At 61.4% G+C, this 25,997-nt stretch carries 21 protein-coding genes; 10 read left to right on the forward strand and 11 right to left on the reverse strand.

Translation table 11 applies throughout. From position 1 onward, the window contains the following. Nucleotides 1–111: 111 nt before the first annotated feature. From HKK57_RS06635 to bioB, 9 genes are all read right to left on the reverse strand, one after another. On the reverse strand, nucleotides 112–1,896 hold the full coding sequence (locus HKK57_RS06635; protein ID WP_169389954.1) for an acyl-CoA dehydrogenase C-terminal domain-containing protein: 1,785 nt from the start codon (nucleotides 1,894–1,896) through the stop codon (nucleotides 112–114). 90 nt (nucleotides 1,897–1,986) lie between these two features. Further along, a complete protein-coding gene (locus HKK57_RS06640; RefSeq protein ID WP_029296900.1) occupies nucleotides 1,987–3,279 on the reverse strand; it encodes a GGDEF domain-containing protein in 1,293 nt (430 codons plus the stop codon). Between the two features lie 206 nt (nucleotides 3,280–3,485). After that, complete coding sequence (locus tag HKK57_RS06645; protein WP_029296902.1) at nucleotides 3,486–5,291, reverse strand: phenylacyl-CoA dehydrogenase; 1,806 nt, start codon at nucleotides 5,289–5,291, stop codon at nucleotides 3,486–3,488. A gap of 388 nt (nucleotides 5,292–5,679) precedes the next feature. Next, a complete protein-coding gene (locus tag HKK57_RS06650; RefSeq protein ID WP_029296904.1) occupies nucleotides 5,680–5,961 on the reverse strand; it encodes a hypothetical protein in 282 nt (93 codons plus the stop codon). A 107-nt stretch (nucleotides 5,962–6,068) separates the two neighbouring features. After that, on the reverse strand, nucleotides 6,069–6,749 hold the full coding sequence (gene bioD, locus HKK57_RS06655; RefSeq protein WP_029296906.1) for a dethiobiotin synthase: 681 nt from the start codon (nucleotides 6,747–6,749) through the stop codon (nucleotides 6,069–6,071). Continuing rightward, nucleotides 6,746–7,558 (reverse strand): malonyl-ACP O-methyltransferase BioC, encoded by an 813-nt coding sequence (gene bioC, locus HKK57_RS06660; RefSeq protein WP_154907924.1) that lies wholly within the window; start codon nucleotides 7,556–7,558, stop codon nucleotides 6,746–6,748. The genes bioD and bioC overlap by 4 nt, the downstream gene beginning before the upstream one ends. Continuing rightward, nucleotides 7,551–8,282: an alpha/beta fold hydrolase gene (locus HKK57_RS06665; protein ID WP_169389955.1), complete on the reverse strand. Its 732-nt coding sequence runs from the start codon at nucleotides 8,280–8,282 to the stop codon at nucleotides 7,551–7,553. Before HKK57_RS06665 ends, bioC begins: the two co-directional genes overlap by 8 nt. After that, entirely contained in the window at nucleotides 8,275–9,453 is a 1,179-nt protein-coding gene (gene bioF / locus HKK57_RS06670) for an 8-amino-7-oxononanoate synthase (RefSeq protein WP_029296912.1), read from the reverse strand. Before bioF ends, HKK57_RS06665 begins: the two co-directional genes overlap by 8 nt. Nucleotides 9,454–9,598: 145 nt before the next feature. Continuing rightward, nucleotides 9,599–10,654: a biotin synthase BioB gene (gene bioB / locus HKK57_RS06675; protein WP_029296913.1), complete on the reverse strand. Its 1,056-nt coding sequence runs from the start codon at nucleotides 10,652–10,654 to the stop codon at nucleotides 9,599–9,601. 92 nt (nucleotides 10,655–10,746) lie between these two features. Between bioB and HKK57_RS06680 the strand changes: the two genes are divergently transcribed. The 4 genes from HKK57_RS06680 (at nucleotide 10,747) to rarD (ending at nucleotide 14,551) form a co-directional block, all read left to right on the forward strand. Continuing rightward, nucleotides 10,747–11,484 (forward strand): ComF family protein, encoded by a 738-nt coding sequence (locus HKK57_RS06680; protein ID WP_104911035.1) that lies wholly within the window; start codon nucleotides 10,747–10,749, stop codon nucleotides 11,482–11,484. Between the two features lie 65 nt (nucleotides 11,485–11,549). Further along, entirely contained in the window at nucleotides 11,550–12,314 is a 765-nt protein-coding gene (locus HKK57_RS06685; RefSeq protein ID WP_169389956.1) for a TOBE domain-containing protein, read from the forward strand. 170 nt (nucleotides 12,315–12,484) lie between these two features. Further along, entirely contained in the window at nucleotides 12,485–13,459 is a 975-nt protein-coding gene (locus HKK57_RS06690) for a serine/threonine protein kinase (RefSeq protein WP_029296919.1), read from the forward strand. Between the two features lie 207 nt (nucleotides 13,460–13,666). Further along, the gene (gene rarD, locus HKK57_RS06695) at nucleotides 13,667–14,551 is read left to right on the forward strand and encodes an EamA family transporter RarD (RefSeq protein ID WP_029296920.1); all 885 of its coding nucleotides are present in this window, start codon (nucleotides 13,667–13,669) and stop codon (nucleotides 14,549–14,551) included. Nucleotides 14,552–14,773: 222 nt separating this feature from the next. Here the strand turns inward: rarD and HKK57_RS06700 are convergent, their stop codons facing one another. After that, the gene (locus HKK57_RS06700; RefSeq protein ID WP_070994490.1) at nucleotides 14,774–15,292 is read right to left on the reverse strand and encodes a glycine cleavage system protein R; all 519 of its coding nucleotides are present in this window, start codon (nucleotides 15,290–15,292) and stop codon (nucleotides 14,774–14,776) included. A gap of 431 nt (nucleotides 15,293–15,723) precedes the next feature. On the opposite strand from HKK57_RS06700, the gene HKK57_RS06705 reads away from it, so the two are divergent. Beyond that, nucleotides 15,724–17,901: a malate synthase G gene (locus HKK57_RS06705; RefSeq protein ID WP_092230935.1), complete on the forward strand. Its 2,178-nt coding sequence runs from the start codon at nucleotides 15,724–15,726 to the stop codon at nucleotides 17,899–17,901. Between the two features lie 225 nt (nucleotides 17,902–18,126). Here HKK57_RS06705 and HKK57_RS06710 read toward each other — a convergent pair whose 3' ends face one another. Continuing rightward, nucleotides 18,127–18,573, reverse strand: coding sequence for a response regulator (locus HKK57_RS06710; RefSeq protein WP_070994488.1), 447 nt, complete (start codon nucleotides 18,571–18,573; stop codon nucleotides 18,127–18,129). Between the two features lie 245 nt (nucleotides 18,574–18,818). Here HKK57_RS06710 and HKK57_RS06715 point away from each other — a divergent pair, with 245 nt between their 5' ends. The 5 genes from HKK57_RS06715 to HKK57_RS06735 all read left to right on the forward strand — a co-directional run bounded on the left by HKK57_RS06715 (nucleotide 18,819) and on the right by HKK57_RS06735 (nucleotide 25,947). After that, nucleotides 18,819–20,741, forward strand: coding sequence for a putative nucleotidyltransferase substrate binding domain-containing protein (locus tag HKK57_RS06715; RefSeq protein ID WP_169389957.1), 1,923 nt, complete (start codon nucleotides 18,819–18,821; stop codon nucleotides 20,739–20,741). Continuing rightward, nucleotides 20,738–21,445, forward strand: coding sequence for a 3'-5' exonuclease (locus HKK57_RS06720; RefSeq protein WP_092230943.1), 708 nt, complete (start codon nucleotides 20,738–20,740; stop codon nucleotides 21,443–21,445). Before HKK57_RS06715 ends, HKK57_RS06720 begins: the two co-directional genes overlap by 4 nt. Before the next feature lie 129 nt (nucleotides 21,446–21,574). After that, nucleotides 21,575–22,093: an RNA polymerase sigma factor gene (locus HKK57_RS06725; protein ID WP_070994528.1), complete on the forward strand. Its 519-nt coding sequence runs from the start codon at nucleotides 21,575–21,577 to the stop codon at nucleotides 22,091–22,093. Beyond that, entirely contained in the window at nucleotides 22,090–23,070 is a 981-nt protein-coding gene (locus HKK57_RS06730) for a FecR domain-containing protein (protein ID WP_070994485.1), read from the forward strand. The genes HKK57_RS06725 and HKK57_RS06730 overlap by 4 nt, the downstream gene beginning before the upstream one ends. Nucleotides 23,071–23,508: 438 nt before the next feature. Continuing rightward, the gene (locus HKK57_RS06735) at nucleotides 23,509–25,947 is read left to right on the forward strand and encodes a TonB-dependent siderophore receptor (protein WP_169389958.1); all 2,439 of its coding nucleotides are present in this window, start codon (nucleotides 23,509–23,511) and stop codon (nucleotides 25,945–25,947) included. Nucleotides 25,948–25,997: the final 50 nt, after the last annotated feature.

Consider the following 25,997-nt stretch of genomic DNA (forward strand, 5'->3'; position numbering starts at 1 on the left):
AAGTGATTCGGTAGGATCGGTTTCACAGACCCGGAGTGTAACCGAACAACTTTTGTGACACATAGGGTCTGCTTGTGACCAATTGGTATTTCACAGTCACACCACCGATTCCTACAAGGCGAACAGCTCGGCAGGCAGGCTCATCAAGCAATCACTGCCCGCCTCCACCGCCGCCCGATGTGCATTGGTGCGCGGCAACAGACGCTTGAAGTAAAACTCGCAGGTCGCCAACTTGCCACGGGCGTAGTCCGCATCGCCTTGGCCTGCATCCAACTGCGCCTGGGCCACCAGCGCCATGCGCAGCCACAGGTAGGCATGGATGATGTAACCGCTGTACATCAAGTAATCCAGGGCCGCCGCGCCGACTTCATCGGGATTTTTCATCGCGGCCATGCCGACTTTGGTCGTCAACTCGCCCCATTGTTGGTTCAGCTCATTGAGCTGCGCGACTTGGGCCTTGAGTTGTGGATGCTCGGCATTCGCCGCGCAAAACTTATGCACGATTTTGGTAAAGCCGCGTAGCAACTTGCCCTGGCTGCCCAACACCTTGCGCCCCAGCAAATCCAGGGCCTGGATCCCATTGGTGCCTTCGTAGATCGGCGCGATCCGGCAGTCGCGCACCAACTGTTCCATGCCCCACTCGCGGATAAAACCGTGGCCGCCAAACACCTGCATGCCGTGGTTGGTCACCTCTAGCCCGGTTTCGGTCATAAAGGCTTTGCAGATCGGCGTGAGGAACGCCAACAGGTCTTCGGCCTGCTGGCGCTGCTGCGGGTCGTCGCTCAGGTGTGCGGTGTCCAGCAGTTGCGCGGTGAAATAAGTCAGGGCGCGGTTGCCTTCGTTGAAGGCTTTCATGGTCAGCAGCATGCGCCGCACATCGGGATGCACGATGATCGGATCTGCCGGCTTATCGGGGGCCTTGGCGCCGGTCAGGGCGCGCATCTGCAGACGGTCGTTGGCGTACTGGATCGCGCCCTGGAAGCTCGCTTCACCCAGGCACAGCCCCTGCATGCCCGTGCCCAGGCGCGCATGGTTCATCATGGTGAACATGCAGTTCAGGCCCTTGTTGGCCTCGCCGATCAGATAGCCCTCGGCACCATCGAAGTTCAGCACGCAGGTGGCCGAGGCCTTGATCCCCATCTTGTGTTCGATGGAGCCGCAACTGACCCCATTGCGCGCGCCGGAACCGGCGAGGAACTTGGGCACGATAAACAGCGAAATGCCCTTGGTGCCGGCCGGCGCGTCCGGCAACTTGGCCAGCACCAGGTGGATGATGTTTTCGCTCATATCGTGTTCACCGGCGGAGATGAAAATCTTGCTGCCGGTTACCGCATAGCTGCCGTTGGCCTGGGGCACGGCGCGGGTCTTGATGATGCCAAGGTCGGTGCCGCAGTGGGCTTCGGTCAGGCACATGGTGCCCGTCCACTGGCCGGCGGTGAGTTTGGTCAGGTAGGTGTCTTTCTGCTCGGCAGTGCCGTGGGCGTGGATCGCCGACATGGCGCCGTGGGTCAGGCCGGGGTACATGCCCCAGGAAGTGTTGCTGGAGCCGATCATCTCGCTGAGCACCAACCCCAGGGAAGACGGCAAGCCTTGGCCGCCGTAGGCCGGATCCGCCGCCAGGCCGTGCCAGCCGCCTTCGACATATTGCGCAAAGGCTTCCTTGAAGCCTTTGGGTGTGGTCACCACGCCATTATCAAAATGGCAGCCCTCTTCATCACCCGGGCGATTCAACGGTGCCAGCACGTTTTCGCAGAACCTGGCGCCTTCTTCGAGGATCGCGCTGACCATGTCCGGGCTGGCCTCGGTGGCGCCCAGGGCCGCGTAGTGAGCAGGGAAATCAAACACGTGATCGATCAGAAAGCGCATGTCGCGCAGGGGAGCTTTATAGGCAGGCATGGTGATGTCTCCGGCGGCAGATGACTGCAACCTACTGCCGTAGGTGCCCCCGGACAATCACTGTACAGGCGCTGAATACACCACCATCACTCAACCGGCAGCGCCCTGCATGCGCACCGCGCCACGGCGGTTCTGGCCGGCCGCCACTACACAGTTACGCCCGGCACCCTTGGCGTTGTACAGCGCCTGGTCAGCAGACTTGAGCACTTCTTCCGGGGTGCGCTGCTCGACCTGGCGCTCGGCGACGCCGATGCTGACGGTCACCGACACGCTGGAGTCGCCGCCACCCGAACGGCGCTGACGCCCCTGGTGATCGTCCTGGGGGCGACTGTCCTGGTTGCGCAACTTGATGTGGTAGTTGGCAATAACCTCGCGGATTGCTTCCAGGTGCGGCAGGCACTCATCCAGGGTCTTGCCGGCGAACACTACGGCAAATTCTTCGCCGCCATACCGATAGGCCCGACCGCCGCCGCTGACTTTCGACAGTTTACTGGCGACCAACCGCAGCACCTGGTCGCCGACGTCGTGACCGTGGGTGTCGTTGAAGCGCTTGAAGTGGTCGACGTCGCTCATCGCCAGTACATAGTTGCGCCCCAGGCGCTGCATGCGCTCGTTGAGGGCGCGACGCCCCGGCAGGCCGGTGAGCTCATCGCGAAAGGCCATTTGATAGGCCTCATGGGACACACCCGCAGCGATCATCAACATCACCTGGCTGCACATGATGTTCAGGGTGAACGGCAGAATAAAGGTCTGCGGCAACATCCAGAACATCCCCAGCAACCCCACCAACTGCGCCGCATGCAACGGCCGCGGCTCGCGCCAGTACTGGGCTGCCAGGGCGACAAAACCCAGCAGGAACATCGGGTACGACAGTTGGACCAAGCTCATCCACGCGCCATGCAACGCCGGCCAGCGAATCTCCGCCAACCAGTTGAGCAACGGTCCCGGGTAACTCTGCTCCAGGCCAAGGGCTACGCTGCCCACGGCGAGCAGCACCGCGCAACGTGCGACAAAGTCGCGGAACAGGTGGGTTTTCTCCTGCCAGAGGGCATAGATACTGAACAACATCGGCAACAGCAGGCACACCAGATGAAACACCACGGCAGCGTCTTCGCGCACGCGGCCATGGTCGCGATAGAAATCGGTCTGGGTATCCAGGAGGAAGTAAGCGACGTACACCGTCGCCATCAGGAACAGCTCACGCTGGCGGCGGTACACCGCGCAATAGGCACCGCCCAGCAGCAACACCAGGGTCGGCAGCACGTTGAACAGCGAGGTGAAGAAGACGTTGAGGTCCTTGACGTAAGCAGCCGACAACCCCGCCAGCAATAACAGCAACGATGGTAGGAAATGACTGAAACGTACAGCAGACGCGCGCGACAAGGGTAAAGCTCCGACCCACAAAAAAGATGGCACAATGCCTTCACTGCTGACAGTTAAGCACACTCAATGTGACCCGTATCACATTGCCATCACTGTAACGGCAGCAACGGGCAATCCCTGAGCGCGCCACTCAGGTTTTTTCACCCGCCTATAAAAAAGCCGCCGCTCCCGAAAGAGCGGCGGCCTGGCAGTGAACCCGCCGGGGCTTAGTAGCCCAGGTCGAAGTTCTCTTCTTTCATGTCCATCAGGTTGTTGGCACCCGACAGCATGGTCGCTACGTGGGTACGGGTACGCGGCAGGATGCGCTGGAAGTAGAAGCGCGCAGTCTGCAGCTTGGCGGTGTAGAAGCCTTCTTCACTGGTGCCGGCAGCCAGTTTTTCGGCAGCCAGGCGCGCCATGTCGGCCCAGAAGTAAGCCAGGCAGGCATAACCGGAGTACATCAGGTAGTCCACGGAGGCGGCACCGACTTCTTCACGGTCCTTCATGGCAGCCATGCCGACCTTCATGGTCAACTCGCCCCATTCCTTGTTCAGTGCCGCCAACGGTGCGACGAACTCGCTGACCGCTGCGTTGCCTTCGTTGGCCTGGCAGAACTTGTGCACGATCTTGGTGAAGCCCTTGAGCGCTTCGCCCTGGGTCATCAGCACTTTACGGCCGAGCAGGTCCAACGCCTGGATGCCGGTGGTGCCTTCGTACAGCATCGAGATGCGGCTGTCGCGAACGTTCTGCTCCATGCCCCACTCGGCGATGAAGCCGTGACCGCCGTAGATCTGTACGCCGTGGTTGGCAGATTCAAAACCGACTTCGGTCATGAACGCCTTGGCGATCGGGGTCATGAAAGCCAGCAGGCCATCAGCCTGTTTCTTGGCTTCGTCGTCGGTGCCGTACTTGACGATATCCACTTGCTTGGCGGTGAAGTACACCATCGCACGGTTGCCTTCAGCGAAGGCTTTCATGGTCAGCAGCATGCGACGCACGTCCGGGTGGACGATGATCGGGTCAGCGGCCTTGTCCGGCGCTTTCGGGCCAGTCAGGGAACGCATTTGCAGGCGGTCACGCGCATATTTCAAGCCACCCTGGAAACCGATCTCGGCATGGGATAGGCCTTGCAGTGCGGTACCCAGGCGAGCGGTGTTCATAAAGGTGAACATGCAGTTCAGGCCTTTGTTCGCCGGGCCGATCAGGTAACCGGTGGCCGCGTCGAAGTTCATCACGCAGGTGGCGTTGCCGTGGATACCCATCTTGTGTTCCAGGGAGCCACAGGACACCGCGTTGCGCTCACCCACCGAACCATCGGCGTTGGGCAGGAACTTAGGCACGATAAACAGCGAAATGCCTTTGGTGCCAGCCGGAGCATCCGGCAGGCGGGCCAGTACGATGTGGACGATGTTGTCGGCCATGTCGTGTTCACCGGCCGAGATGAAGATCTTGGTCCCGGAGACTTTGTAGGAACCGTCGGCCTGAGGTTCGGCCTTGGTGCGCAGCATGCCCAGGTCGGTGCCGCAGTGCGGCTCGGTCAGGCACATGGTGCCGGTCCACTCGCCCGAGACCAGTTTGGTCAGGTAGGCATCTTGCTGCTCGGGGGTACCGTGCTCGGAAATGGTGTTCATCGCGCCATGGGACAGGCCTGGGTACATGCCCCACGACCAGTTCGCTTCACCGACCATCTCGCTGACGGCCAGGCCCAGGGATTCCGGCAGGCCTTGGCCGCCGTGCGCCACGTCGTGGGCCAGGCTTGGCCAGCCACCTTCGACGAATTGTTTGTAGGCTTCTTTGAAACCAGTAGGGGTTTTAACGCCTGACTCGCTCCAGGTGCACCCTTCGATGTCACCGACGCGGTTCAACGGGGCCAGCACTTGCTCACAAAACTTGGCGCCTTCTTCGAGAATGGCGTCAACCATGTCTGGGGTAGCGTCCTGGCAAGCCGGCAGGCTCTGATAGTGCGCTTCGTAGCCGAGCAGTTCGTCACGAACGAAGCGAATATCACGCAAGGGGGCCTTGTAGTCAGGCATAGCGATAAACCTCTGCTGATGAATCCTGGAATGAACAACCGCGTGGATTTGTTGTAGCGGTCAAACAGTTGTTTGAAACATACGTTTACGCCCAATCCTTGTCAAGCGCCCCGCAGATGCCGTTTGTCATGACGCAGGTCAACGCCAGGCGCGACAAGGCCTGCAGCGTGATGCCGCATGACCGGTCAAAGATTGGAAGATAGGTATGTTGAAGAAATCGGGGATGGCTAGAGGCTTGTCGTGGCGAGGGGGCTTGTCCCCCGCTGGGCTGCGAAGCAGCCCCAATAAGACACACCGAGACTTATCAGATACACCGAGGTGGCAGATTCTGGGGCTGCTTCGCAGCCCAACGGGGGACTAGCCCCCTCGCCACAATGATCCCGCTGGATCAGGCGTAGGTGTCGATCAACGTGCCGAGCATTTCGTCGGAAGCCTTGGCGACTTTCGCGCCCAGCTCAACCTGGAGCTTGCCTTCAGCCAGTTCCACCATATTGCTCGCGGAGCTGGTCGGCTGGCCGCGATTGACCGCCTGCAAGCGGTCATTCTGCGCATCCGAAGGCTGGCTGGTGGCAGCACTGGCGATTTTGCCGGCGGCCTGGTCGACGCGGTTTTGCCCGGCCTGAATAGTGCTCAGGCCTGAATAAAACGCACTGCTTCCAGAGATTTCCATGGCGTAAACCTGCCTTGCAATAAATCGTGAATCCTTATTGAAGCAGACAATCTGGCAAAAGGCCCGTCAATAACACTAATGGCATAATGCCTTATCCCTAGGAAAAACTAATCAAGCAAGTCCAGTTGCAGGTACTCGGCCACCGCTTCGGCCGTGGGTTGCTTGAGCCGTGGCACCCGGCCCAGGCACGGCGCCGGCAGGCGTTCGGCCAAGGTGGCGAGGTTTTCTTCCAGACGGGAGGTCTTCGGATCGATGATATTGGCCACCCATCCCGCCAGTGGCAAACCGTCCCGGGCGATGGCTTCGGCGCTCAGCAGCGCATGATTGATACACCCCAGGCGCACGCCCACCACCAGGATCACCGGTAACTGCAAGGCCTTGGCCAAATCCGACAGGTTGTCCTGATCAGCCAGCGGCACGCGCCAGCCACCAGCACCTTCAATCAGGGTGAAGTCCGCGTGTTTGTCGAGGATGTGCTGCATCGGCTTGAGCAGGGCTTGCACGGTCAGCGCCACACCCGCTTCACGGGCCGCCAGGTGCGGCGCGATGGCGGGTTCAAAGGCCAGTGGATTGACTTCGGCATAGGCCAGCGGCAACGAACACTCCGCCAGCAAGGCCAGAGCATCGGCGTTGCGCAAGCCCCGTGTGGTCACTTCGCAGCCCGAGGCCACCGGCTTGCCGGCAGCGGTGCTCTTGCCTGCTTGCCGGGCCGCATGCAACAGGCCTGCGGCGACGGTGGTCTTGCCGACATCGGTGTCGGTGCCCGTGACGAAATAGGCAGCGCTCATAAGGGCTTCTCCAGTACGGCATACACGACTTGATAGGTGGCTGGCAGGCCCTGGGCCTGGCGCAACTGCTCGTAGGCCTGCACCAAGGCGACAATCCGCGCCCGGCCCGTCAAGCCGCCAGGGCGCCCCGGGTTGAGATTGTGGGCCCCCAAAGCTTTCAGTTCGTGGGTCAGGCTGCGTACATCCGGGTAATGCAACACGTGGGGGCGCTGCTCCAGGCTCACCACGCGCAAGCCACTGGCCGCGCACTGCTGTTGGTACGTGCTGAACGGGCGGAACCGGTTGACGTGAACCATTGCGTCCGCCGCCCGCCAACTGTCGCGCAACTCATCCAGGGTGCCGACGCACAGGCTGGCAAACGCCAGCACGCCACCGGGCTGCAACACCCGCCGCGCCTCACTGAGTACCGCCGGGAAGTCAGCACACCACTGCACCGCCAGGCTGGAGAAGACCAGCCCGCAACTACCCTCTTGTAGCGGCAAACGCTCGGCATCCCCGGCGATAAAGTGCTCGGCACCGCCCAAGGGCCGCGCGTGGCTGAGCATCCCTTCGGCGATATCCAGCGCCAGGCCTTGGCCCTGCGGGAACGTGCTATTCAATGCGCGGCTGAAAAATCCGGTGCCGCAGCCCAGATCCAGCCAGCGCCGGGGCATCAACGCCGATGGCAAGCGCCCAAGCAACTCGCTGCCCACGTCACGCTGCAACGCTGCAACGCTGTCATAACTGGCCGCCGCCCTGGAAAACGACGCCGCCACCTGGCGTTTGTCAGGCAAGGCACCCGGCAGTGGAGGATGGGACAAATCAGTCATCGCCGCACTCATGCAAAAAAGCCTGGATCGCCGCCGCCACTCCATGGGGGTTGTCCAGTAGGAAAGCGTGTCCGGCCTGCTCAATCAGACCGACCTCAACATCAGGCAATAACTTCAGCAGCTCAGTGGCGGCCTCGCAGGGCACCAACTCATCCAGGCCGGCGAACACGTGCAACTGCGGGCCACGAAAGGCCTGCAAGGCCTCGCGGGTGTCCAGTTGTACAAGCAGCTCCAGGCCGCTCATCAGCGCACTGGACGCCGTAGCCGGCGCGCTGCTGACCAGCAAGCGCGCGATGCCCCGTGGGTCTTGCGTCCCCTTGGCGCACAACAGGCCAAAGCGCTTGAGGGTGACTTGCGAATCGGCGTGGCAACCCGCCAGGAACGCGTCGAACGTCTCGGCCGGCATTGCGCTGGGCCAGCCCTCGTGCGCCACAAAACAGGGGTTACTGGCCAAGGTCAGCAAGCCGCAGCAGCGATCGCCGCGCCGTGCCGCCAACTCGGATGCGAGCATTCCGCCCAGGGACCAACCGCCCAGCCAGGCGTTGTCTGGCAACGTGGCATCGAGCTCGTCGAGCCATTCATCAGGGTCGCTGCTGGTGAGCACCGGCAACGGTTCGATATCCACCCGCAAGCGCTCATCCAGACCACGCAAGGCGGCGGCCAAGGGCTCCAGTGGCGACACACCCAGCCCCCAGCCGGGGAGCAGTATCAGTCGATCACGCATGGTCGGACTCCGGGTCTGACAAGCGGAAACACTCTTCCAATGCGTCTAACAATAGTCGCACCTGCGCCTCAGTGTGGGCGGCCGTCAAGGTCACACGCAAACGGGCACTGCCGGCCGGCACGGTGGGCGGGCGGATGGCCGTGACCATGATGCCGCGCTCTCGCAGCATCTGCGACAGGCGCACCGCGCGCGCACTGTCGCCAATCATGATTGGCTGGATCGGGGTAAAGCTGTCCATCAACACCAGGCCGATCTGCTCGGCACCCTGGCGGAACTGGCGGATCAGCGTGTGCAAATGCTCACGCCGCCAGTGCTCGCTGCGCAGCAGTTCCAGGCTTTTGAGAGTGGCGCAGGCCAGCGCCGGCGGTTGGCTGGTGGTGTAGATATACGGGCGGGCGAATTGGATCAGGCTTTCGATCAACTCCTCGCTGCCAGCAACGAACGCCCCGGCGGTCCCGAAGGCTTTGCCCAGGGTGCCAACCAACACCGGCACATCCTCCTGGCTCAGGCCAAAATGCTCGACGATCCCGCCGCCCGTGGCGCCCAACGGCCCGAAGCCATGGGCATCATCCACCATCAGCCAGGCGCCCTTGGCCCGGGTTTCGCGGGCCAGGGCCGGTAGGTCCGCAAGGTCGCCGTCCATGCTGAACACGCCGTCAGTGACTACCAGGGTATTGCCGCAGGCTCTTTCCAGGCGCTTGGCCAGGCTGACCGCATCGTTATGCAGATAGCGATTGAACCGCGCGCCGGACAGTAAGCCTGCATCCAGCAGGGACGCGTGGTTGAGCCGGTCTTCGAGTACCGTATCGCCCTGCCCCACCAAGGCGGTGACGGTACCGAGGTTGGCCATATAACCGGTGGTGAACAACAGCGCACGCGGGCGCCCGGTGAACTCGGCCAGCGCCTCCTCCAACTCATGGTGTGGCGTGCTGTGGCCGACGACCAAGTGCGAGGCCCCTCCGCCCACGCCCCAACGGGCAGCACCGGCCTGCCAGGCTTCAATCACTTGCGGGTGATTGGCCAGGCCCAGGTAGTCGTTATTGCAAAAGGCCAACAACGGCTGGCCGTCCACCACCACCTGCGGGCCCTGGGGACTTTGCAGCAGCGGGCGCTGGCGATAGAGGTGTTCTGTACGGCGGGCAGCGAGGCGCGCGGCGAGATCAAAAGACATGCTGGCCTCATATTCAAGGGATTGAACTCGATCAAAAATGTGGGAGCGGGCTTGCCCGCGATTACGGTGTGTCAGCCAGCTAATGTCTTGACTGACCCTCCCTGATCGCGGGCAAGCCCGCTCCCACATTTGGATGGCATTTCAATCAGACGACAGCGTTGTAGAACTGCTCGCTGCTTTTCTGCTCGACCAACGCCTGCTCAATCGCCGCCTGGTGCACTTCATCGGCGTGCTCTTCACGGGCTTCCGGCAGGATGCCCAGCCGTGAGAACAACTGCATGTCCTTGTCGGCCTGCGGGTTGGCGGTGGTCAGCAACTTGTCGCCGTAGAAAATCGAGTTGGCACCGGCAAAGAACGCCAAAGCCTGCATCTGCTCGTTCATCGCTTCACGGCCGGCGGACAGCCGCACATGGGATTGCGGCATCAGGATGCGCGCCACGGCGAGCATGCGGATAAAGTCGAACGGGTCGATATCCTCGGCATTCTCCAGGGGCGTACCGGCCACCTTCACCAGCATGTTGATCGGCACCGATTCCGGATGCTCCGGCAGGTTGGCCAACTGGATCAGCAGGTTGGCGCGGTCGTCGAGGGATTCGCCCATGCCGAGGATACCGCCCGAGCAGATCTTCATCCCCGAATCACGTACATACGCCAGGGTTTGCAGGCGTTCGCTGTAGGTGCGGGTGGTGATGATCGAGCCGTAGAACTCCGGCGACGTATCCAGGTTGTGGTTGTAGTAGTCCAGGCCCGCCTGGGCCAGGGCCTCGGTTTGGTCCTGGTCCAGACGACCCAGGGTCATGCAGGTTTCCAGGCCCATGGCCTTGACGCCTTTGACCATCTGCAACACATAGGGCATGTCTTTGGCCGATGGATGCTTCCACGCGGCGCCCATGCAGAAGCGGGTCGAACCGATGGCCTTGGCACGTGCCGCCTCTTCGAGGACTTTCTGCACTTCCATCAGCTTTTCTTTTTCCAGGCCGGTGTTGTAGTGGCCCGACTGCGGACAATATTTGCAATCTTCCGGGCAGGCACCGGTCTTGATCGACAGCAAGGTCGAAACCTGCACTCGATTGGCATCGAAATGCGCGCGGTGCACGGTCTGCGCCTGGAACAGCAGGTCATTGAACGGCTGGACGAACAGGGCTTTGACTTCGGCCAAAGACCAGTCGTGACGCAAGGTGGCAGTGAGGCTGGCGCTCATGGGCGATTCCTTGTTTATGCTTGGGCAAGCGCTGTGGGAAGGGCAATACCCACAGGCACGACACGGATGCTCGGCATATTTAAGGAAGATTCATGCACTGTCAACCTGACTACAAACACGAGGTTTACATCTGGTTAAAAAGCAACCAGACCTGTTTGCTCTGCGATGAAGCCACGGACTCCCCCGCTACGCTATGCAATGCCTGCGAAATCGACCTGCCGTGGCTGACGGATTGCTGCCAGGTGTGCGCCCTGCCCTTACCCGTCAGCGGCCTGACCTGCGGCCAATGCCTGCACTCACCCCCGGCATTCCAGCAAGTCGTGGCGCCCTGGACCTATGGCTTTCCGCTGGACAGCCTGATCAGCCGCTTCAAACATCAGGGCAAATGGCCCCTGGGGCATCTACTGGCAAGCCTGCTGGGGCAATGCCTGCAAGACCGCTTCGACAACGCCGAACTGGCACGCCCCGACCGCCTGCTTCCTGTGCCGATGGCCACCAAACGCCTGCGCCAGCGCGGCTACAACCAGGCCGCCATGCTCGCCCGCTGGCTGGGCCGGGACCTCGACCTGCCTGTGGATGAACAACTGCTGCTGCGCCCCCAGGACACCATCGCCCAACAGCAACTGGACGCCAGGCAGCGCCAACGCAACCTGCTCAAGGCCTTTGCCCTGGCCCCGGGCGCGCAGGTGCAGGGCCAACACCTGGCGCTGGTGGACGATGTGCTGACCACCGGCGCCACCGCCCACAGCCTGGCCCGCCTGCTGCTACACGCCGGCGCGCGCCAGGTCGATGTGTATTGCCTGGCGCGCACACCCAAGCCCGGCACATGACTTGACTCCGGCGACGCCTGCCCGCAACGTCCCGCGTATCCCAAGCCAGTGTGCAGCCGTTCGCCATGCCTTTACCGTCTCTGTTGAGCCAACACATCGTTCGTCGCCCCCAGCGTATCGCCTTGCTGCAACATATCGCCGAGCAGGGCTCCATCACCCGTGCCGCGAAAAGCGCCGGTTTGAGCTACAAGGCCGCGTGGGATGCCATCGATGAACTGAACAACCTGGCGCAAAAGCCCCTGGTTGAACGCAGCGTCGGCGGCAAGGGCGGCGGCGGCGCGCGGCTCTCGGCCGAAGGTGAACGGGTGTTGCGCCTGTATCAGCGCTTGCAGACCGTGCAGGCCCAGGTCCTGGAGGCTGCCGAAGACGCCAGCGATTTCAACCTGCTGGGCCGCCTGATGCTGCGCACCAGTGCGCGTAACCAATTGCATGGCCAAGTGATCGCCATCGACAGCCATGGCCGCAATGATCGAGTGCGCCTGGAGCTGGCCGGTGGCTTGATCCTCGATGCGCAAATCACCCATGACAGCACCCTGCGCCTGGAACTGGAAATCGGCACTGAAGTGGTCGCGCTGATCAAGGCTGGTTGGCTGGAGCTGATCGCCGCCGACCAAGCGCCGATGCCTGGATTCAACTGCATGGGCGGCGTGATCGAGGCCATGCTTGATGCCGATGATGGCCCCAGTGAGGTGCGCATCACCTTGCCCAATGGCCTGGTGCTATGTGCACTGGCGGCGCCCGAGCAGCTCAAGGCGCTGGCAGCAAGTGAAGGCACGCAGGTTCAGGTGCAGTTTGCGCCGAGCAATGTGCTGCTGGGCACGCCGGTCTAGGTGATCTTCAGGGCCTCATCGCGGGCAAGCCCACAGTGTTTCTGTGTACACCGGCCAAGTGAGGGAGCGGGCTTGCTCGCGAAGGCGATAGTACACACACCACCTATCTCCAGCCCGGTGCGCTACCATACCCGGCCGGACGCGGCGACCTGCTGCGCGCAGGAGTTCGCATGGCCCACCCGTTTGAAACATTGACCCCCGACCTGGTTCTCGACGCTGTCGAAAGCATCGGTTTTCTCAGCGACGCCCGCGTTTTGGCGCTCAACAGCTACGAAAACCGGGTGTATCAAGTCGGCATCGAAGACTGCGAGCCGCTGATCGCCAAGTTCTACCGGCCCCAGCGCTGGACCAACGAAGCGATCCTTGAAGAACACCGCTTCACCTTCGAACTGGCCGAATGCGAAGTGCCTGTGGTCGCCCCGATGATCCATAACGGCGAAAGCCTGTTCGAACACGCGGGCTTTCGTTTCACCCTGTTCCCTCGCCGTGGTGGCCGGGCGCCGGAGCCGGGCAATCTCGATCAGTTGTACCGCCTTGGGCAGTTGCTCGGGCGCTTGCATGCGGTGGGCGCCACCCGCCCCTTCGAACACCGCGAAGCCCTGGGGGTGAAGAACTTCGGTCATGACTCCCTGAACACGTTGCTCGAAGGCAACTTCATTCCCAAGAGCCTGCTGCCTGCCTACGAATCCGTGGCCCGTGACTTGCTCAAGCGCGTGGAGGATGTGTACAGCGCCACGCCGCACAAGAACATCCGCATGCATGGCGACTGCCACCCCGGCAACATGATGTGTCGCGATGAGATGTTCCATATCGTCGACCTCGACGACTGCCGCATGGGCCCGGCGGTCCAGGATTTATGGATGATGCTCGCCGGCGATCGCCAGGAATGCCTGGGGCAGTTGTCGGAGTTGATGGACGGCTACCAGGAATTCCACGATTTCGATCCTCGCGAACTGGCGCTGATCGAGCCTCTGCGCGCCCTGCGCCTGATGCACTACAGCGCCTGGCTGGCACGGCGCTGGGATGATCCGGCATTCCCCCACAGCTTCCCGTGGTTTGGCAGCGAGCGGTATTGGGGCGACCAGGTGCTGGCGCTGCGCGAGCAATTGTCGGCACTCAACGAAGAACCCCTGAAATTGTTTTAGGAAATCACGCTCGCTCATCATGTGGGAGCGAGCTTGTTTCCGGGCGGCGTGCCGACGAAGGTCGTTAGCGATAACGCGGGAAACCTGACACCCAGCGGCGCCCTCAGGTTTTTCGCGAGCAAGCGCGCTCCTACAAAAAGCCGCCCCATCGATAGACAAACTTCCTTACAATCACGGCTTTGTTAGCTGCCTATGCAAGGATTCTGCATGCAAGCCGCCAACCCGCGTCGCGGGTATATCCTGGGCCTGAGTGCCTACGTCATCTGGGGCCTGTTCCCGCTCTACTTCAAAGCCATCGCCAGCGTGCCGGCCGCCGAAATCATCGTCCACCGCGTGCTGTGGTCGGCGCTGTTCGGCGGGTTGCTGTTGCTGGTGTGGAAACACCCCGGCTGGTGGCGCGAACTGCGGGACAACCCCAAGCGCCTGGCGATTCTGGCGTTGAGCGGCTCGTTGATCGCAGGCAACTGGCTGACCTATGTATGGTCGGTCAACAGTGGGCGCATGCTCGAAGCCAGCCTGGGTTACTACATCAACCCGCTGGTCAACGTGCTGCTGGGCATGCTGCTGCTCGGTGAACGCCTGCGGCGCCTGCAATGGGTCGCCGTCGGGCTGGCCGCCGTGGGTGTGGCGCAACAGGTATGGCAGGTCGGGAGTTTGCCGTGGGTGTCGCTGGTGCTGGCGTTGACCTTTGGTTTCTACGGCTTGATCCGCAAGCAGGCGCCGGTCAAGGCATTGCCGGGCCTGGTGGTGGAAACCTGGATGCTGGTGCCGATTGCCCTGGCGTGGCTGCTGCTCAACCCCACTGCCCATAGCGCCAATATGGCGTTCTGGAGCACATCCGAAGCCTGGTGGCTGGTGGCCGCAGGCCCGGTGACATTGATCCCGCTGGTGTGTTTCAACGCCGCCGCGCGGCACTTGCCGTACACCACGCTCGGTTTCCTGCAGTACTTGGCGCCAACCCTGGTCCTGCTGCAGGCGGTGCTGCTGTTCGACGAGCACATGAGCCCCGCCAGCCTGGTCGCGTTCGTATTTATCTGGGCGGGGCTTGCGGTCTACAGCATCGACGCATGGCTGAGCCTGCGTAAACGCTGATCAAATAATGTACAAACCCTTGCAAGCCACAGCCGGCTTGGCTTGCAGGGTTTCACCCCAAGGTTATCCACAACCTGATCCCCGGCGTTTGTGCACAAGCCTTTGAAATTGCTCGTTTTTTGCTCAACACGCCGCAAGCCACGGCCGGCGCGGCCTGGCGCCGAGTCTCTACAGCTTATCCACAGGCCCATGCAAGATTTCCATGAACAACCCTGTGGACGGTTATTCCTCACTGCGCAGCTGCAACTCCACCATCAGATCATCGGCCAGGGTTTCCAGGGCAGCCTGCAACGTGTCCAGCGCCAGGGTGGAAGGCACCGCCAGCGCGGCCTCGGCGTGAAACAACGGGTCGCTGCTCATGGGCGCCGGGCGCACGTCGGTACTCAGGCGCTCCAGGTTCACCCCTTGCTTGCTCAACAGCGCGGTGATTTCACGCACGATCCCCGGCCGGTCATTGCCCACCAGGGTCATCAGGATCGGCTTGCTCGCCGATGCCTGCGCGCCGCTGCTTTCACCGACCAGCACACGAATGCCATGGGTGGACAGGTCCTCCAGGGCACTGACCAGCTCACTGCGGTTTTCCATTGGCACACTGACCCGCAGGATCCCGGCAAATTGCCCGGCCATATGAGCCATGCGACTTTCCAGCCAGTTGCCACCACGCTCGGCAATGCAGTGGGCTACACGCTCGACCACGCCGGGTTTGTCGGCGGCGATGACGGTGAGTACGAGATGGTCCATGGCAACAGCCCTCTGGTGATGAATACTCGATTATAGGCACCTGCCTGCAGGAGCGAGCCGCAAAACAAATCGTGTACCATTTTTATATTTATATGGAACAATCCAATGGTTTTTTGAGAACATCCCATACCCCGCTGTGACCGTACAACCAAAGTGGGTCGCTAAACGACGTATTTAGTCTAATTTTCACAACCGCAACTCATCATGTAGTATGCCTCGGCGCGCACTACATAACGTTAGGTCGATGTCTGCCCAGGCGCCGTCAGAACCCCGAACAGCCCGTCAGCAAGCCTTGCGCCGTTGATTGGAACCACCCAGCCGCCGTTAATGGCATGTACTGGTGCCTTGGGTTTGTGGTTTAAATGGCCAGAGGCTTCATTGGTAAATTGAAAAGCTGAAAAGCGAATTAGCTCCGCAGAGTGAGGCAAGCAATGACTGAACACGTTCAAGTCGGTGGCCTGCAGGTCGCCAAAGTCCTGTTCGACTTCGTGAACAACGAAGCCATTCCCGGTACCGGCCTGACCGCCGACCAGTTCTGGGCCGGCGCCGACAAGGTCATCCACGACCTGGCACCGAAGAACAAAGCCCTACTCGCCAAACGCGACGATTTCCAAGCGCGGATCGATGCCTGGCACCAGACCCACGCCGGCAAGGCCCACGACGCGGTGGCCTACAAAGCCTTCCTGCAAGACATTGGCTACCTGCTGCCAGAAGCGGCGGATTTCCAGGCGACTACACAGAACGTCGATGACGAAATCGCCCGTATGGCCGGCCCGCAGTTGGTGGTGCCGGTGATGAATGCGCGGTTCGCCCTCAACGCCTCCAACGCCCGTTGGGGCTCGCTGTACGACGCGCTGTATGGCACCGACGCCATCAGCGAAGCCGACGGCGCCGAGAAAGGCCAGGGCTACAACAAGGTGCGCGGTGACAAGGTCATCGCCTTCGCCCGCGCCTTCCTCGACGAAGCCGCACCGCTCACCGCCGGCAGCCATGTCGATTCCACCGGCTACAAGATCGTCGACGGCAAGTTGGTGGTCAGCCTCAAGGGTGGCAGCAACAGCGGCCTGCGCAGTGATGCCCAGTTGATCGGCTACCAGGGCGATGCCGCCCAGCCAATCGCCATCTTGTTCAAGCACAACGGCCTGCACTTCGAAATCCAGGTCGACGCCAGCACCCCGGTCGGCCAGACCGACGCCGCCGGCATCAAAGACATCCTGATGGAAGCCGCGCTGACCACCATCATGGACTGCGAAGACTCCGTCGCCGCCGTCGATGCCGACGACAAAGTGGTGATCTACCGCAACTGGCTCGGCCTGATGAAGGGCGACCTGGCCGAAGAAGTGGCCAAGGGCGGCAAGACCTTTACCCGTACCATGAACGCCGACCGCACCTACACCGGTGTCGACGGCAATGCGGTGACCCTGCATGGTCGCTCGCTGCTGTTCGTGCGCAACGTTGGCCACCTGATGACCATCGACGCCATCCTCGATGCCCAGGGCAATGAAGTGCCAGAAGGCATCCTCGACGGCCTGATCACCAGCCTGGCAGCGGTCCACAGCCTCAATGGCAACAACAGCCGCAAGAACAGCCGCACCGGCTCGGTGTACATCGTTAAACCGAAGATGCACGGCCCCGAAGAAGCCGCGTTCACCAACGAACTGTTCGGGCGCATCGAAGAGGTGCTGAACCTGCCGCGCAACACCCTCAAGGTCGGCATCATGGACGAGGAGCGCCGCACCACGGTCAACCTCAAGGCCTGTATCAAGGCTGCCAGCGAGCGCGTGGTGTTTATCAACACCGGCTTCCTCGACCGCACCGGCGACGAAATCCACACCTCCATGGAAGCCGGCGCGATGGTGCGCAAGGCGGCGATGAAGGCGGAAAAATGGATCGGCGCCTACGAAAACTGGAACGTTGATATTGGCTTGAGCACCGGCCTGCAAGGTCGTGCGCAAATCGGTAAAGGCATGTGGGCAATGCCCGACTTGATGGCCGCCATGCTCGAGCAGAAAATCGCTCACCCGCTGGCCGGCGCCAACACCGCGTGGGTACCGTCGCCGACGGCTGCCGCCTTGCACGCGCTGCATTACCACAAGGTCGACGTATTTGCCCGCCAGGCCGAACTGGCCAAGCGCGAGCGCGCTTCGGTGGACGATATCCTGACTATTCCCCTGGCCCAGAACACCGACTGGTCCGAGGAAGAAATCCGCAACGAGCTGGACAACAACGCCCAGGGCATCCTCGGCTACGTGGTGCGCTGGATCGACCAGGGCGTGGGTTGCTCGAAAGTGCCGGATATCAACGATGTGGGCCTGATGGAAGACCGCGCCACCCTGCGTATCTCCAGCCAGCACATCGCCAACTGGCTGCGCCATGGCGTGGTCAGCGAAGCCCAGGTCATGGAAAGCCTCAAGCGCATGGCGCCAGTGGTGGATCGGCAGAATGCCGGGGACGCGCTGTACCGTCCCTTGGCCCCGGACTTCGACAGCAATATCGCGTTCCAGGCAGCGGTGGAGTTGGTGATTGAAGGGACCAAGCAACCCAACGGTTATACCGAGCCGGTGTTGCATCGTCGGCGGAGGGAGTTCAAGGCCAAGAATGGTCTTTGAGTAACCGCACGTAAAAAAGCCCTGATCGAAAGATCAGGGCTTTTTAATGCGTGGTTCCAACAACAAAACCATCAGGTGGATGAGTTATTGAACGTGCCATTGAGCACAATAGGAGAGCCATCACTCTTCGCGTAACGTACGTTCAGCAGTACGCCAGCATGTTCAAACTCAGTGCCAAATTGTGGCCGAATGACTGTCAGAATTGACAGTTTCGATGAGTGGTAACTACTGCGCCATCCCCAACTCGCGCTTGACCATCTTCGCCAACTTCACGCTATCAATCGGCTTGAGCAGAAAGTCCACCACGCTCAGATGCATTGCATCGATCACGTCCGGCGCTTCGGCGTCCCCGGACATGATGATGATCGGCAATGCCGCGCGGGTGGATTCGCGCACCTGGCGGATAAGTTGCAGGCCGTTGCTGGGCGCCATGCGCAGGTCGGTGATCAGTAAGCCGATGGACGTGCTGGACTTCAACAATTCCCACGCTGCCTCGCCACTGTCCGCCGTCATGCAGCGAATGCCGTCCAGCCCCAGGATTTCGGCCAGCAATTCCCGGGCGTCTTTATCGTCATCGACGATCAGCACCCGCTGCGGCGGTAAATCAGGCTCCAGCATCACGGCGCTCAGCGCTTCGCGCTCGGCGTCACTCAGAATATCTAGGTCGGGCATACGTCTCTCGGCAGTTCTTCTCAATCTCCCAGCACACTAGTCAGACATCGCCGGAAGGGCGAACAATGTGCACTTCGTCGGATAGTTTTCCTAGTGGGCGTTCTACGGGTCTGGACGATATTCATGTAGGGTTTTTCCTTAGTCATCGAAGGTCTTATAGCTACCTAGACTTACGTCCAATGGGCACCCGCCGCGTGGGGGTCGACCATGAAGGACGATAACGACAAAAAACTGCGGTCATGGTTATGAGTAAAGCTGATGCTTTCACCCAGGCAGGGAAAACTGCGGTGTTGCAGAACATTCACGGCACCCTGCAATTCCTTCAACGGTTCCCGCCCTTCAACCAGATGGAAAACGCCCACCTGGCGTTCCTGGTGGAACAGTGCCAATTGCGCTTCTACGGCCCCGGCGAGAGCATTCTCAAACCGTCGGCGGGCCCCGTGGAGCACTTCTATATCGTCAAGCAGGGCCGCGTGGTCGGGCAGCGCCCGGATTCGGCCGAAACCACCTTCGAAATCGCCACCGGAGAATGTTTCCCCCTGGCCGCGCTGCTGGGAGAGCGGGCCACCCGCACCGAGCACAAAGCCGCCGAAGACACCTTCTGCCTGCAATTGAACAAACCGGCGTTTATCAAGCTGTTTGCGCTGTCCGGGGCGTTCCGCGATTTTGCCTTGCGCGGGGTCAGTAGCCTGTTGGATCAGGTCAACCAGCAAGTCCAGCAGAAAGCCGTAGAAAATCTCGGCACCCAGTACTCACTCAATACCCGCCTGGGTGAATTGGCCATGCGCCACCCGGTAACGTGCAGCCCGCTGACACCGCTGCGTGAGGCGGTCACGCTGATGCATGAGCAGCAGGTCGGCAGCATCGTGGTGGTCGATGAACACAAGGCGCCCCTGGGAATTTTCACCCTGCGTGACCTGCGCCACGTAGTAGCCGATGGCACCAGCGACTTCACCCAGGCCATCGAACGCCATATGACCCAGGCGCCGTTCTTTCTCAGCCCGGATCACAGCGCCTTCGACGCGGCTATCGCCATGACCGAACGGCACATCGCCCACGTGTGCCTAGTCAAGGATCGACGCTTGTGTGGCGTGGTGTCCGAGCGTGACCTGTTTTCCCTGCAACGGGTCGACCTGGTGCACCTGGCCCGCACCATCCGCAATGCACCACGGGTGGAAAACCTGGTGGCGCTGCGTGGCGAAATCGGCCAACTGGTGGAACGCATGCTGGCCCATGGCGCGTCCTCGACCCAGATCACCCATATCATCACGCTGCTCAACGATCACACGGTGTGCCGGGTGATCGAACTGAGCATCGCCGATAAAGGCGACCCCGGCGTACCGTTCAGTTGGCTGTGTTTCGGCAGCGAGGGCCGCCGCGAACAGACCCTGCATACCGACCAGGACAACGGCATCCTGTTTGATGCGCGAGACGCCGCCCACGCGGCCGAGATCCGCGGCCTGCTGTTGCCGCTGGCGCAGCAGATCAACCAAAGCCTGGCGCTGTGCGGCTTTACCCTGTGCAAGGGCAATATCATGGCCGGCAACCCCGAGCTGTGCCTGTCCCGCGCCGAGTGGGCCCGGCGCTTTGCTGCGTTTATCCGCGAGGCGACGCCGGAGAACCTGCTCAAATCCAGCATCTACTTCGATCTGCGCGTGGTATGGGGCGATGAACAGGGCTGCGACCAGTTGCGCCAGGGCATTCTTGACCTGGTCGCAGACAACCGCCTGTTCCAACGGATGATGGCCGAGAACGCCTTGCGCCAGCGCCCGCCGGTGGGGCGCTTCCGGGACTTTGTGTTGACGCGCAAAGGCTCGGACAAGGCCACCCTGGATCTCAAGGTGCAGGGCCTGACACCGTTCGTAGACGGTGCCCGCCTGTTGGCCCTGGCCAATGGAATCGCCGCCAACAACACCCTGGAACGCTTGCGCCAACTGGTGGATAAAGAGGTGATCGAACGCCTGGACGGCGCAGCCTATGAAGAGGCCTACCACTTTATCCAGCAAACCCGCATGCAGCAGCACCAACTGCAGACCCGCGAGAACCAGCCGTACTCCAACCGGGTCGACCCTGACAGCCTCAACCACCTGGACCGGCGCATCCTGCGCGAATCCCTGCGCCAGGCCCAGCGCCTGCAAAGCAGCCTGGCCCTGAGGTATCAGCTGTGAGCCTGTTCAGTTGGCTACGCCCTCACCGGCCGGGGCTGGATGAGCATCAACAAGTACGGCTGGCGCAACTGCCAACTGCCGGCGCACTCGGCGAAAATACCTTGCGTGACCAGCGCTGGGTGGTCCTGGACCTGGAAACCAGCGGCCTGAACCTCAATCGCGACCTGGTACTGTCGATTGGCGCGGTAGTGATCGAAGACGGTGCCATCGACTTTTCCCAGCAGTTCGAGCGCACTTTGCTGCGGGCGCACACCAAACTCAGCCCAAGTGTATTGATCCATGGTCTGGGCCCCAGTGCGATCGCCGCCGGTTGCGATCCTGCCGAGGCGTTGCTGGATTTCATGGATTTTGTCGGCGACAGCCCGCTGCTGGCATTCCACGCACCGTTCGACCAACACATGCTCGGCCGGGCGCTCAAGGACAGCCTGGGTTATCGCCTGGCCCATCCGTTCCTCGACGTGGCAGACCTGGCGCCGCTGCTGTGCCCCCAAGCGCATATTCGCGAAGCGGGCCTGGATGACTGGATCGCCCACTTCAACCTCCAAGTCGGTGAACGCCATCACGCCAGCGCCGATGCCCTGGCCACCGCCGAGTTGATGTTGATTCTGTTCAGTCGCGCCCGCCAGCAAGGGCTGGACAGCCCGGCACTGTTGCAGCAGCGCCTGAGCCAGTGGAAACGTCGCAAGCAAGCCCCGTCCTTCTAAACACCACAACCCGGCTCCTAGAATGGGTTGTGGTGCCATCATCCGACCAACGCCAATTGCGCCGCCTCATCGCCTCTGCCACAATCGCGAATAATTCTCGTTAGTTTAAACTTGCCGATTGGTGATGCCTTGTCGTCAGCCCAAAGTCCCCACAGTGAGCTTGTTGGCACGTTGTACCGTGACCATCGCGGCTGGCTGCTGGCATGGCTGCGGCGCAACGTGGCGTGCCCCAGCCGTGCCGAGGACCTGAGCCAGGACACCTTCATGCGCCTGCTGGGCCGTGAAGAACTGCGCGAGCCCCGCGAACCCCGGGCCTTCCTGGTGGCCGTCGCCAAGGGCTTGCTGTTCGACTATTTCCGCCGCGCGGCGCTGGAACAGGCCTACCTCACCGAACTGATGCTGATCCCGGAAAGCGAGCACCCTTCCCCACAAGAACAGCATCTGATCCTCGAAGACCTCAAGGCCATCGACCGCCTGCTCGGCAAGCTCTCCAGCAAGGCCCGCGCCGCCTTCCTCTATAACCGCCTCGATGGCCTGGGCCACGCCGAAATCGCCCAGCGCCTGGGGGTTTCCGTGCCACGGGTGCGACAGTACCTGGCCCAGGGCATTCGCCAGTGCTACATCGCACTGTATGGCGAGCCGCTGTGACTCAGATCAGTTCCAAACCGGTTTCGGCACGCGTGCTGGATGCTGCGATTGCCTGGCAACTGTCCCTCGATTCCGGGGAGCGCAGTGCCGTGGAGCATGAAGAATTCAGGAAATGGCTAGCCAGCAACGATGAGCACGCCCGTGCCTGGCGCCAACTGGGCATGCTCGATCAGCGTTTCAGCGTGGCCAGCGGCCCGGCGCGGGCGGCGCTGCTGCAATCGCGTGAAAACATCCGCCAGCGGGTGCGCAAGCTCGGCAGCGGCCTGGCCAGTGTGGTGCTGGTCTGCGGCCTGGTGCTGTTCGCCGGCCAGCGCTACGTGCCGATCAACTATTGGCTGGCCGACCAACGCACCGCCACCGGCGAACAACGCACGCTGAAACTGGCGGATGGCACGCTGATCAACCTCAATACCCACAGCGCCATTGATGTGCGCTTTGACGAAAAACGCCGGGTGATCGTGTTGCAGGACGGCGAGATCCTCGTCGAGACCGGCCACAACGATGCCCGCCCCTTTATCGTCGAGACCCGCGACGGCAGCCTGCGCGCCCTGGGCACGCGGTTTATCGTCAAACGCGAGGACGACGGTACGCGGCTCAGCGTTTTGCAGTCGGCCGTCGCGGCGCAGCCCGAGGCGTTGCAGCAGGAGCAGGTGTTCAAGGAAGGCCAGCAGGTGTTGATGCGCCATGACGGCCTCGGCCCACTGCTGACCGTCAGCCCCGGCACCGACGCCTGGACCCGCGGCATGCTGGTGGTAGACAACGCACGGCTGGCGGATGTGGTCGAGGAACTCGGCCGCTACCGCAGCGGCTACCTGGGTGTGGACAAAAACGTGGCCGACCTGCGCATCACCGGCAGCTTCCCGTTGCAGGACACCGACCTGGCCTTGAATGCGCTGCTGCCAACCCTGCCAGTGCAGATCCAGCAGCGTACGCCGTGGTGGGTGACGGTGGTGCCAAAGGTCGCGGGTAAGCCTTAGGGCCCTATCGCCGGCAAGCCAGCTCCCACATTTTGAATTGTGCATACCATCAATGTGGGAGCTGGTTTGCCGGCGATAGGCATAAGTATCTACACAACTTTTCAGAAACTGACGAACTCCCCCGTGGCGAGCGGGCTTGCCCCGCGCTGGGCTGCGAAGCAGCCCTAAACCCGCCTATCGCGGTTTATCTGAAGAAACGCGGCGGGCTTGTTGGGGCTGCTTCGCAGCCCAGCGCGGGGCAAGCCCGCTCGCCACAACTGCGCTATCTGCCTAGATCTAGGCGTTGCGGCAAAGTTGTGTAGATACCTATGCTGCGATAGGGCTCTGGAAGCCCCCATTTCCTCCCAGACAAAAAATATTTCCCCACAACCCTATCACTTTTTGATTCTCGCTCGGCACACAGGCAATTGAGAAATATTTCCATTCAGGAGCCGCCGTATGTCCCGCACGCTAGACACTTTGTTGCGCCCCAGCCTGTTAGCCGTGGCCATTGCCCTCAGCGCCCCGCTGGCCAGCACTGCGCTGATCGCCGCCGAACAGGCGTCCAGCGTGCGCGCCTACAACCTGCCTGCCGCGCCCCTGGCCAGCACCCTGAACCAGATCGCCAGCCAGGCCGGCCTGGCATTGACCCTCAACCCAGCACTGGCCGCAGGCAAGACCTCGGCCCCGGTCAAGGGCCAGTTCGACGCCCAGGGCGCCCTGCGTGAAGCCTTGCGCGGCAGCGGCTTGCAGTTGGAGCAGAGCAGCGCCGGCACCTTCAGTCTGGTGCCGGTTCCGGAGGGTGTCGTTGCCCTGCCCGAGACCAGCATCATTGGCCAGGGCAACTATGAAAGCGCCTGGGGCCCGGTGGAAGGTTATGTCGCTACGCGTACGGCGGCGGGGAGCAAGACTGATACACCGATTGCCGAACTGCCGCGCTCCGTGACGGTAATCACCCGTAAGCAAATGGAAGACCGCTCTGTTCTCAACCTCAATGACGCCCTGCGCTATACCGCAGGCGTGCAGAGCAGCGGCTATGGTTCTGACTCACGCAGCGATTGGTTGCTGGTCCGCGGATTTGTACCGACCCAATTCCTCGACGGCCTGCCTTTGCCAAAGGGCAACTATGCCACGCCAAAAATCGACACTTGGAGCCTGGAACGTATCGCCGTACTGCGCGGTCCGGCTTCATCCGTCTACGGCCAGACGCCTCCCGGCGGTTTGCTGGATATGGTAAGCCGTCGCCCACAAGCTGAAAGCAGTAACGAAGTCGAGGTACAGACCGGCACCAATAACCACAAGCAGATCAACTTCGACAGCACCGGAAAAATCGATGACGACGGTCAATTCCTCTACCGCATCGGTGGCGTCGTACGCGACAGCGATACGGCGGTCGATCACATCCCAGACAAACGCTACAACGTCGCGCCCAGCCTGACTTGGAACATCAACGACGACACCAAGCTGACCCTGCTCTCGCAGTTCACTCGCGACGACACCGGTATAACAGGTCAGTTTTTGCCGCTGCAAGGCACCAAGTTGTCTTCGCCGGCCGGCAAAATATCCCACCACAAGAACCTGGGTGATCCGGACTGGGAATTCTACGACCGCACTTACTACGCCCTCGGCTATGCCTTTGAAACTCGCCTAAACGATACTTGGCAGTTTCGTCAAAACCTGCGTTACACCAAAAATGACTTGTCGTTCCAGGGCATCACTGCAGGCGGGAGTTTTTGGCCAAACGGGCCAGAGTTAGCGGTAGACGCCGATGGCAACGTGAGCCGCTCAGCCGGCAAAGTCGATGAAAACATCGGGCAGTTTGCCGTCGACAACAACTTCCAGGCCGACTTCCAGACCGGCGCTGTAAGCCACACCCTGCTGCTAGGTCTGGACCACCAGCGTTCCGATGCCAATGCTCGCTGGCTATGGGGTTCCGCTGGGGTTCCTACCATCAACTTCAATCGACCGGTGTATGGGCAGAACTTCTCCAAAGTCCAGTACTTCACCATGTATGACTACACCCAAAAGACCCAGCAGACCGGCCTGTACGTACAGGATCAAATGGCTCTCGACAATTGGCGCCTGACCCTCGGCGGGCGTGAAGATTGGGTGCACACCGGCACTACATTCCACAACCAGAACGACGCTACCAACACACAGCGTGACAAAAACTTCAGCGCCAACGCAGCACTAAGCTACGTATTCGACAATGGTGTCACTCCGTACCTTTCCTACGCCGAATCATTCCAGGCAGGCGCTGGGACAGAAGTGCTCAGCACGGGTGCATTCAAACCCACCGAAGGCCGACAGTACGAAGCTGGGATCAAGTACCAGCCACCTGGCACCAAGGCATTGCTGACCGCTGCCGTGTTCGACCTAACACAAACAAACACTTCGGTTACCGAGGGCGGCATTACCCGCCAAGTAGGCGAGGTACGTGTGCGTGGCCTGGAACTGGAAGCCAGCGCCGACGTAACCGAAAGCCTCAAGCTGGTGGGTTCGTACACCTATAACGACAGCGAAATCACCAAGGGCGCCGCCGTAGAAAAAGGCAACCGCATGAATCAGGTACCTCGCAACCAAGCCACCGTCTGGGCCGACTACACCTGGCACAGCGGTGCGCTCGACGGCTTTGGCGTTGGCGCTGGCGTGCGCTATGTCGGCGACACTTACGGCAACGCGGCCAATACCGATTGGGGCCATGTGGGCTCCTACACGGTATACGACGCCTCGGTCCACTACGATCTGGGCCGTGTAAGCAGCACCCTCAAAGGTGTCACCGTGGCGGTCGATGCCAAGAACATCTTCAACAAGGACTACCTCGCCACCTGTGACGGTTTCTACTGCTACTACGGCGACCAGCGTAACGTCGTCGCCAGCGTGAACTACAAATTCTAAGACGGTTAAAAACCGCAGATGAAGGGCCGCCCAATTGCGGCCCTTTTGCC

This window comes from Pseudomonas sp. ADAK21 (assembly GCF_012935735.1).
Lineage (GTDB): Bacteria > Pseudomonadota > Gammaproteobacteria > Pseudomonadales > Pseudomonadaceae > Aquipseudomonas > Aquipseudomonas proteolytica.

Excerpts from the sequence above, each read along its gene's own strand:
- HKK57_RS06635 (WP_169389954.1), bottom strand. The coding sequence starts at position 1,896 with ATGCCTGCCTATAAAGCTCCCCTGCGCGACATGCGCTTTCTGATCGAT.
- HKK57_RS06645 (WP_029296902.1), bottom strand. The coding sequence starts at position 5,291 with ATGCCTGACTACAAGGCCCCCTTGCGTGATATTCGCTTCGTTCGTGAC.
- HKK57_RS06650 (WP_029296904.1), bottom strand. The coding sequence starts at position 5,961 with ATGGAAATCTCTGGAAGCAGTGCGTTTTATTCAGGCCTGAGCACTATT.
- bioD (WP_029296906.1), bottom strand. The coding sequence starts at position 6,749 with ATGAGCGCTGCCTATTTCGTCACGGGCACCGACACCGATGTCGGCAAG.
- bioC (WP_154907924.1), bottom strand. The coding sequence starts at position 7,558 with ATGACTGATTTGTCCCATCCTCCACTGCCGGGTGCCTTGCCTGACAAA.
- HKK57_RS06665 (WP_169389955.1), bottom strand. The coding sequence starts at position 8,282 with ATGCGTGATCGACTGATACTGCTCCCCGGCTGGGGGCTGGGTGTGTCG.
- bioF (WP_029296912.1), bottom strand. The coding sequence starts at position 9,453 with ATGTCTTTTGATCTCGCCGCGCGCCTCGCTGCCCGCCGTACAGAACAC.
- bioB (WP_029296913.1), bottom strand. The coding sequence starts at position 10,654 with ATGAGCGCCAGCCTCACTGCCACCTTGCGTCACGACTGGTCTTTGGCC.
- HKK57_RS06680 (WP_104911035.1), top strand. The coding sequence starts at position 10,747 with ATGCACTGTCAACCTGACTACAAACACGAGGTTTACATCTGGTTAAAA.
- HKK57_RS06685 (WP_169389956.1), top strand. The coding sequence starts at position 11,550 with ATGCCTTTACCGTCTCTGTTGAGCCAACACATCGTTCGTCGCCCCCAG.
- HKK57_RS06690 (WP_029296919.1), top strand. The coding sequence starts at position 12,485 with ATGGCCCACCCGTTTGAAACATTGACCCCCGACCTGGTTCTCGACGCT.
- rarD (WP_029296920.1), top strand. The coding sequence starts at position 13,667 with ATGCAAGCCGCCAACCCGCGTCGCGGGTATATCCTGGGCCTGAGTGCC.
- HKK57_RS06700 (WP_070994490.1), bottom strand. The coding sequence starts at position 15,292 with ATGGACCATCTCGTACTCACCGTCATCGCCGCCGACAAACCCGGCGTG.
- HKK57_RS06705 (WP_092230935.1), top strand. The coding sequence starts at position 15,724 with ATGACTGAACACGTTCAAGTCGGTGGCCTGCAGGTCGCCAAAGTCCTG.
- HKK57_RS06710 (WP_070994488.1), bottom strand. The coding sequence starts at position 18,573 with ATGCCCGACCTAGATATTCTGAGTGACGCCGAGCGCGAAGCGCTGAGC.
- HKK57_RS06715 (WP_169389957.1), top strand. The coding sequence starts at position 18,819 with ATGAGTAAAGCTGATGCTTTCACCCAGGCAGGGAAAACTGCGGTGTTG.
- HKK57_RS06735 (WP_169389958.1), top strand. The coding sequence starts at position 23,509 with ATGTCCCGCACGCTAGACACTTTGTTGCGCCCCAGCCTGTTAGCCGTG.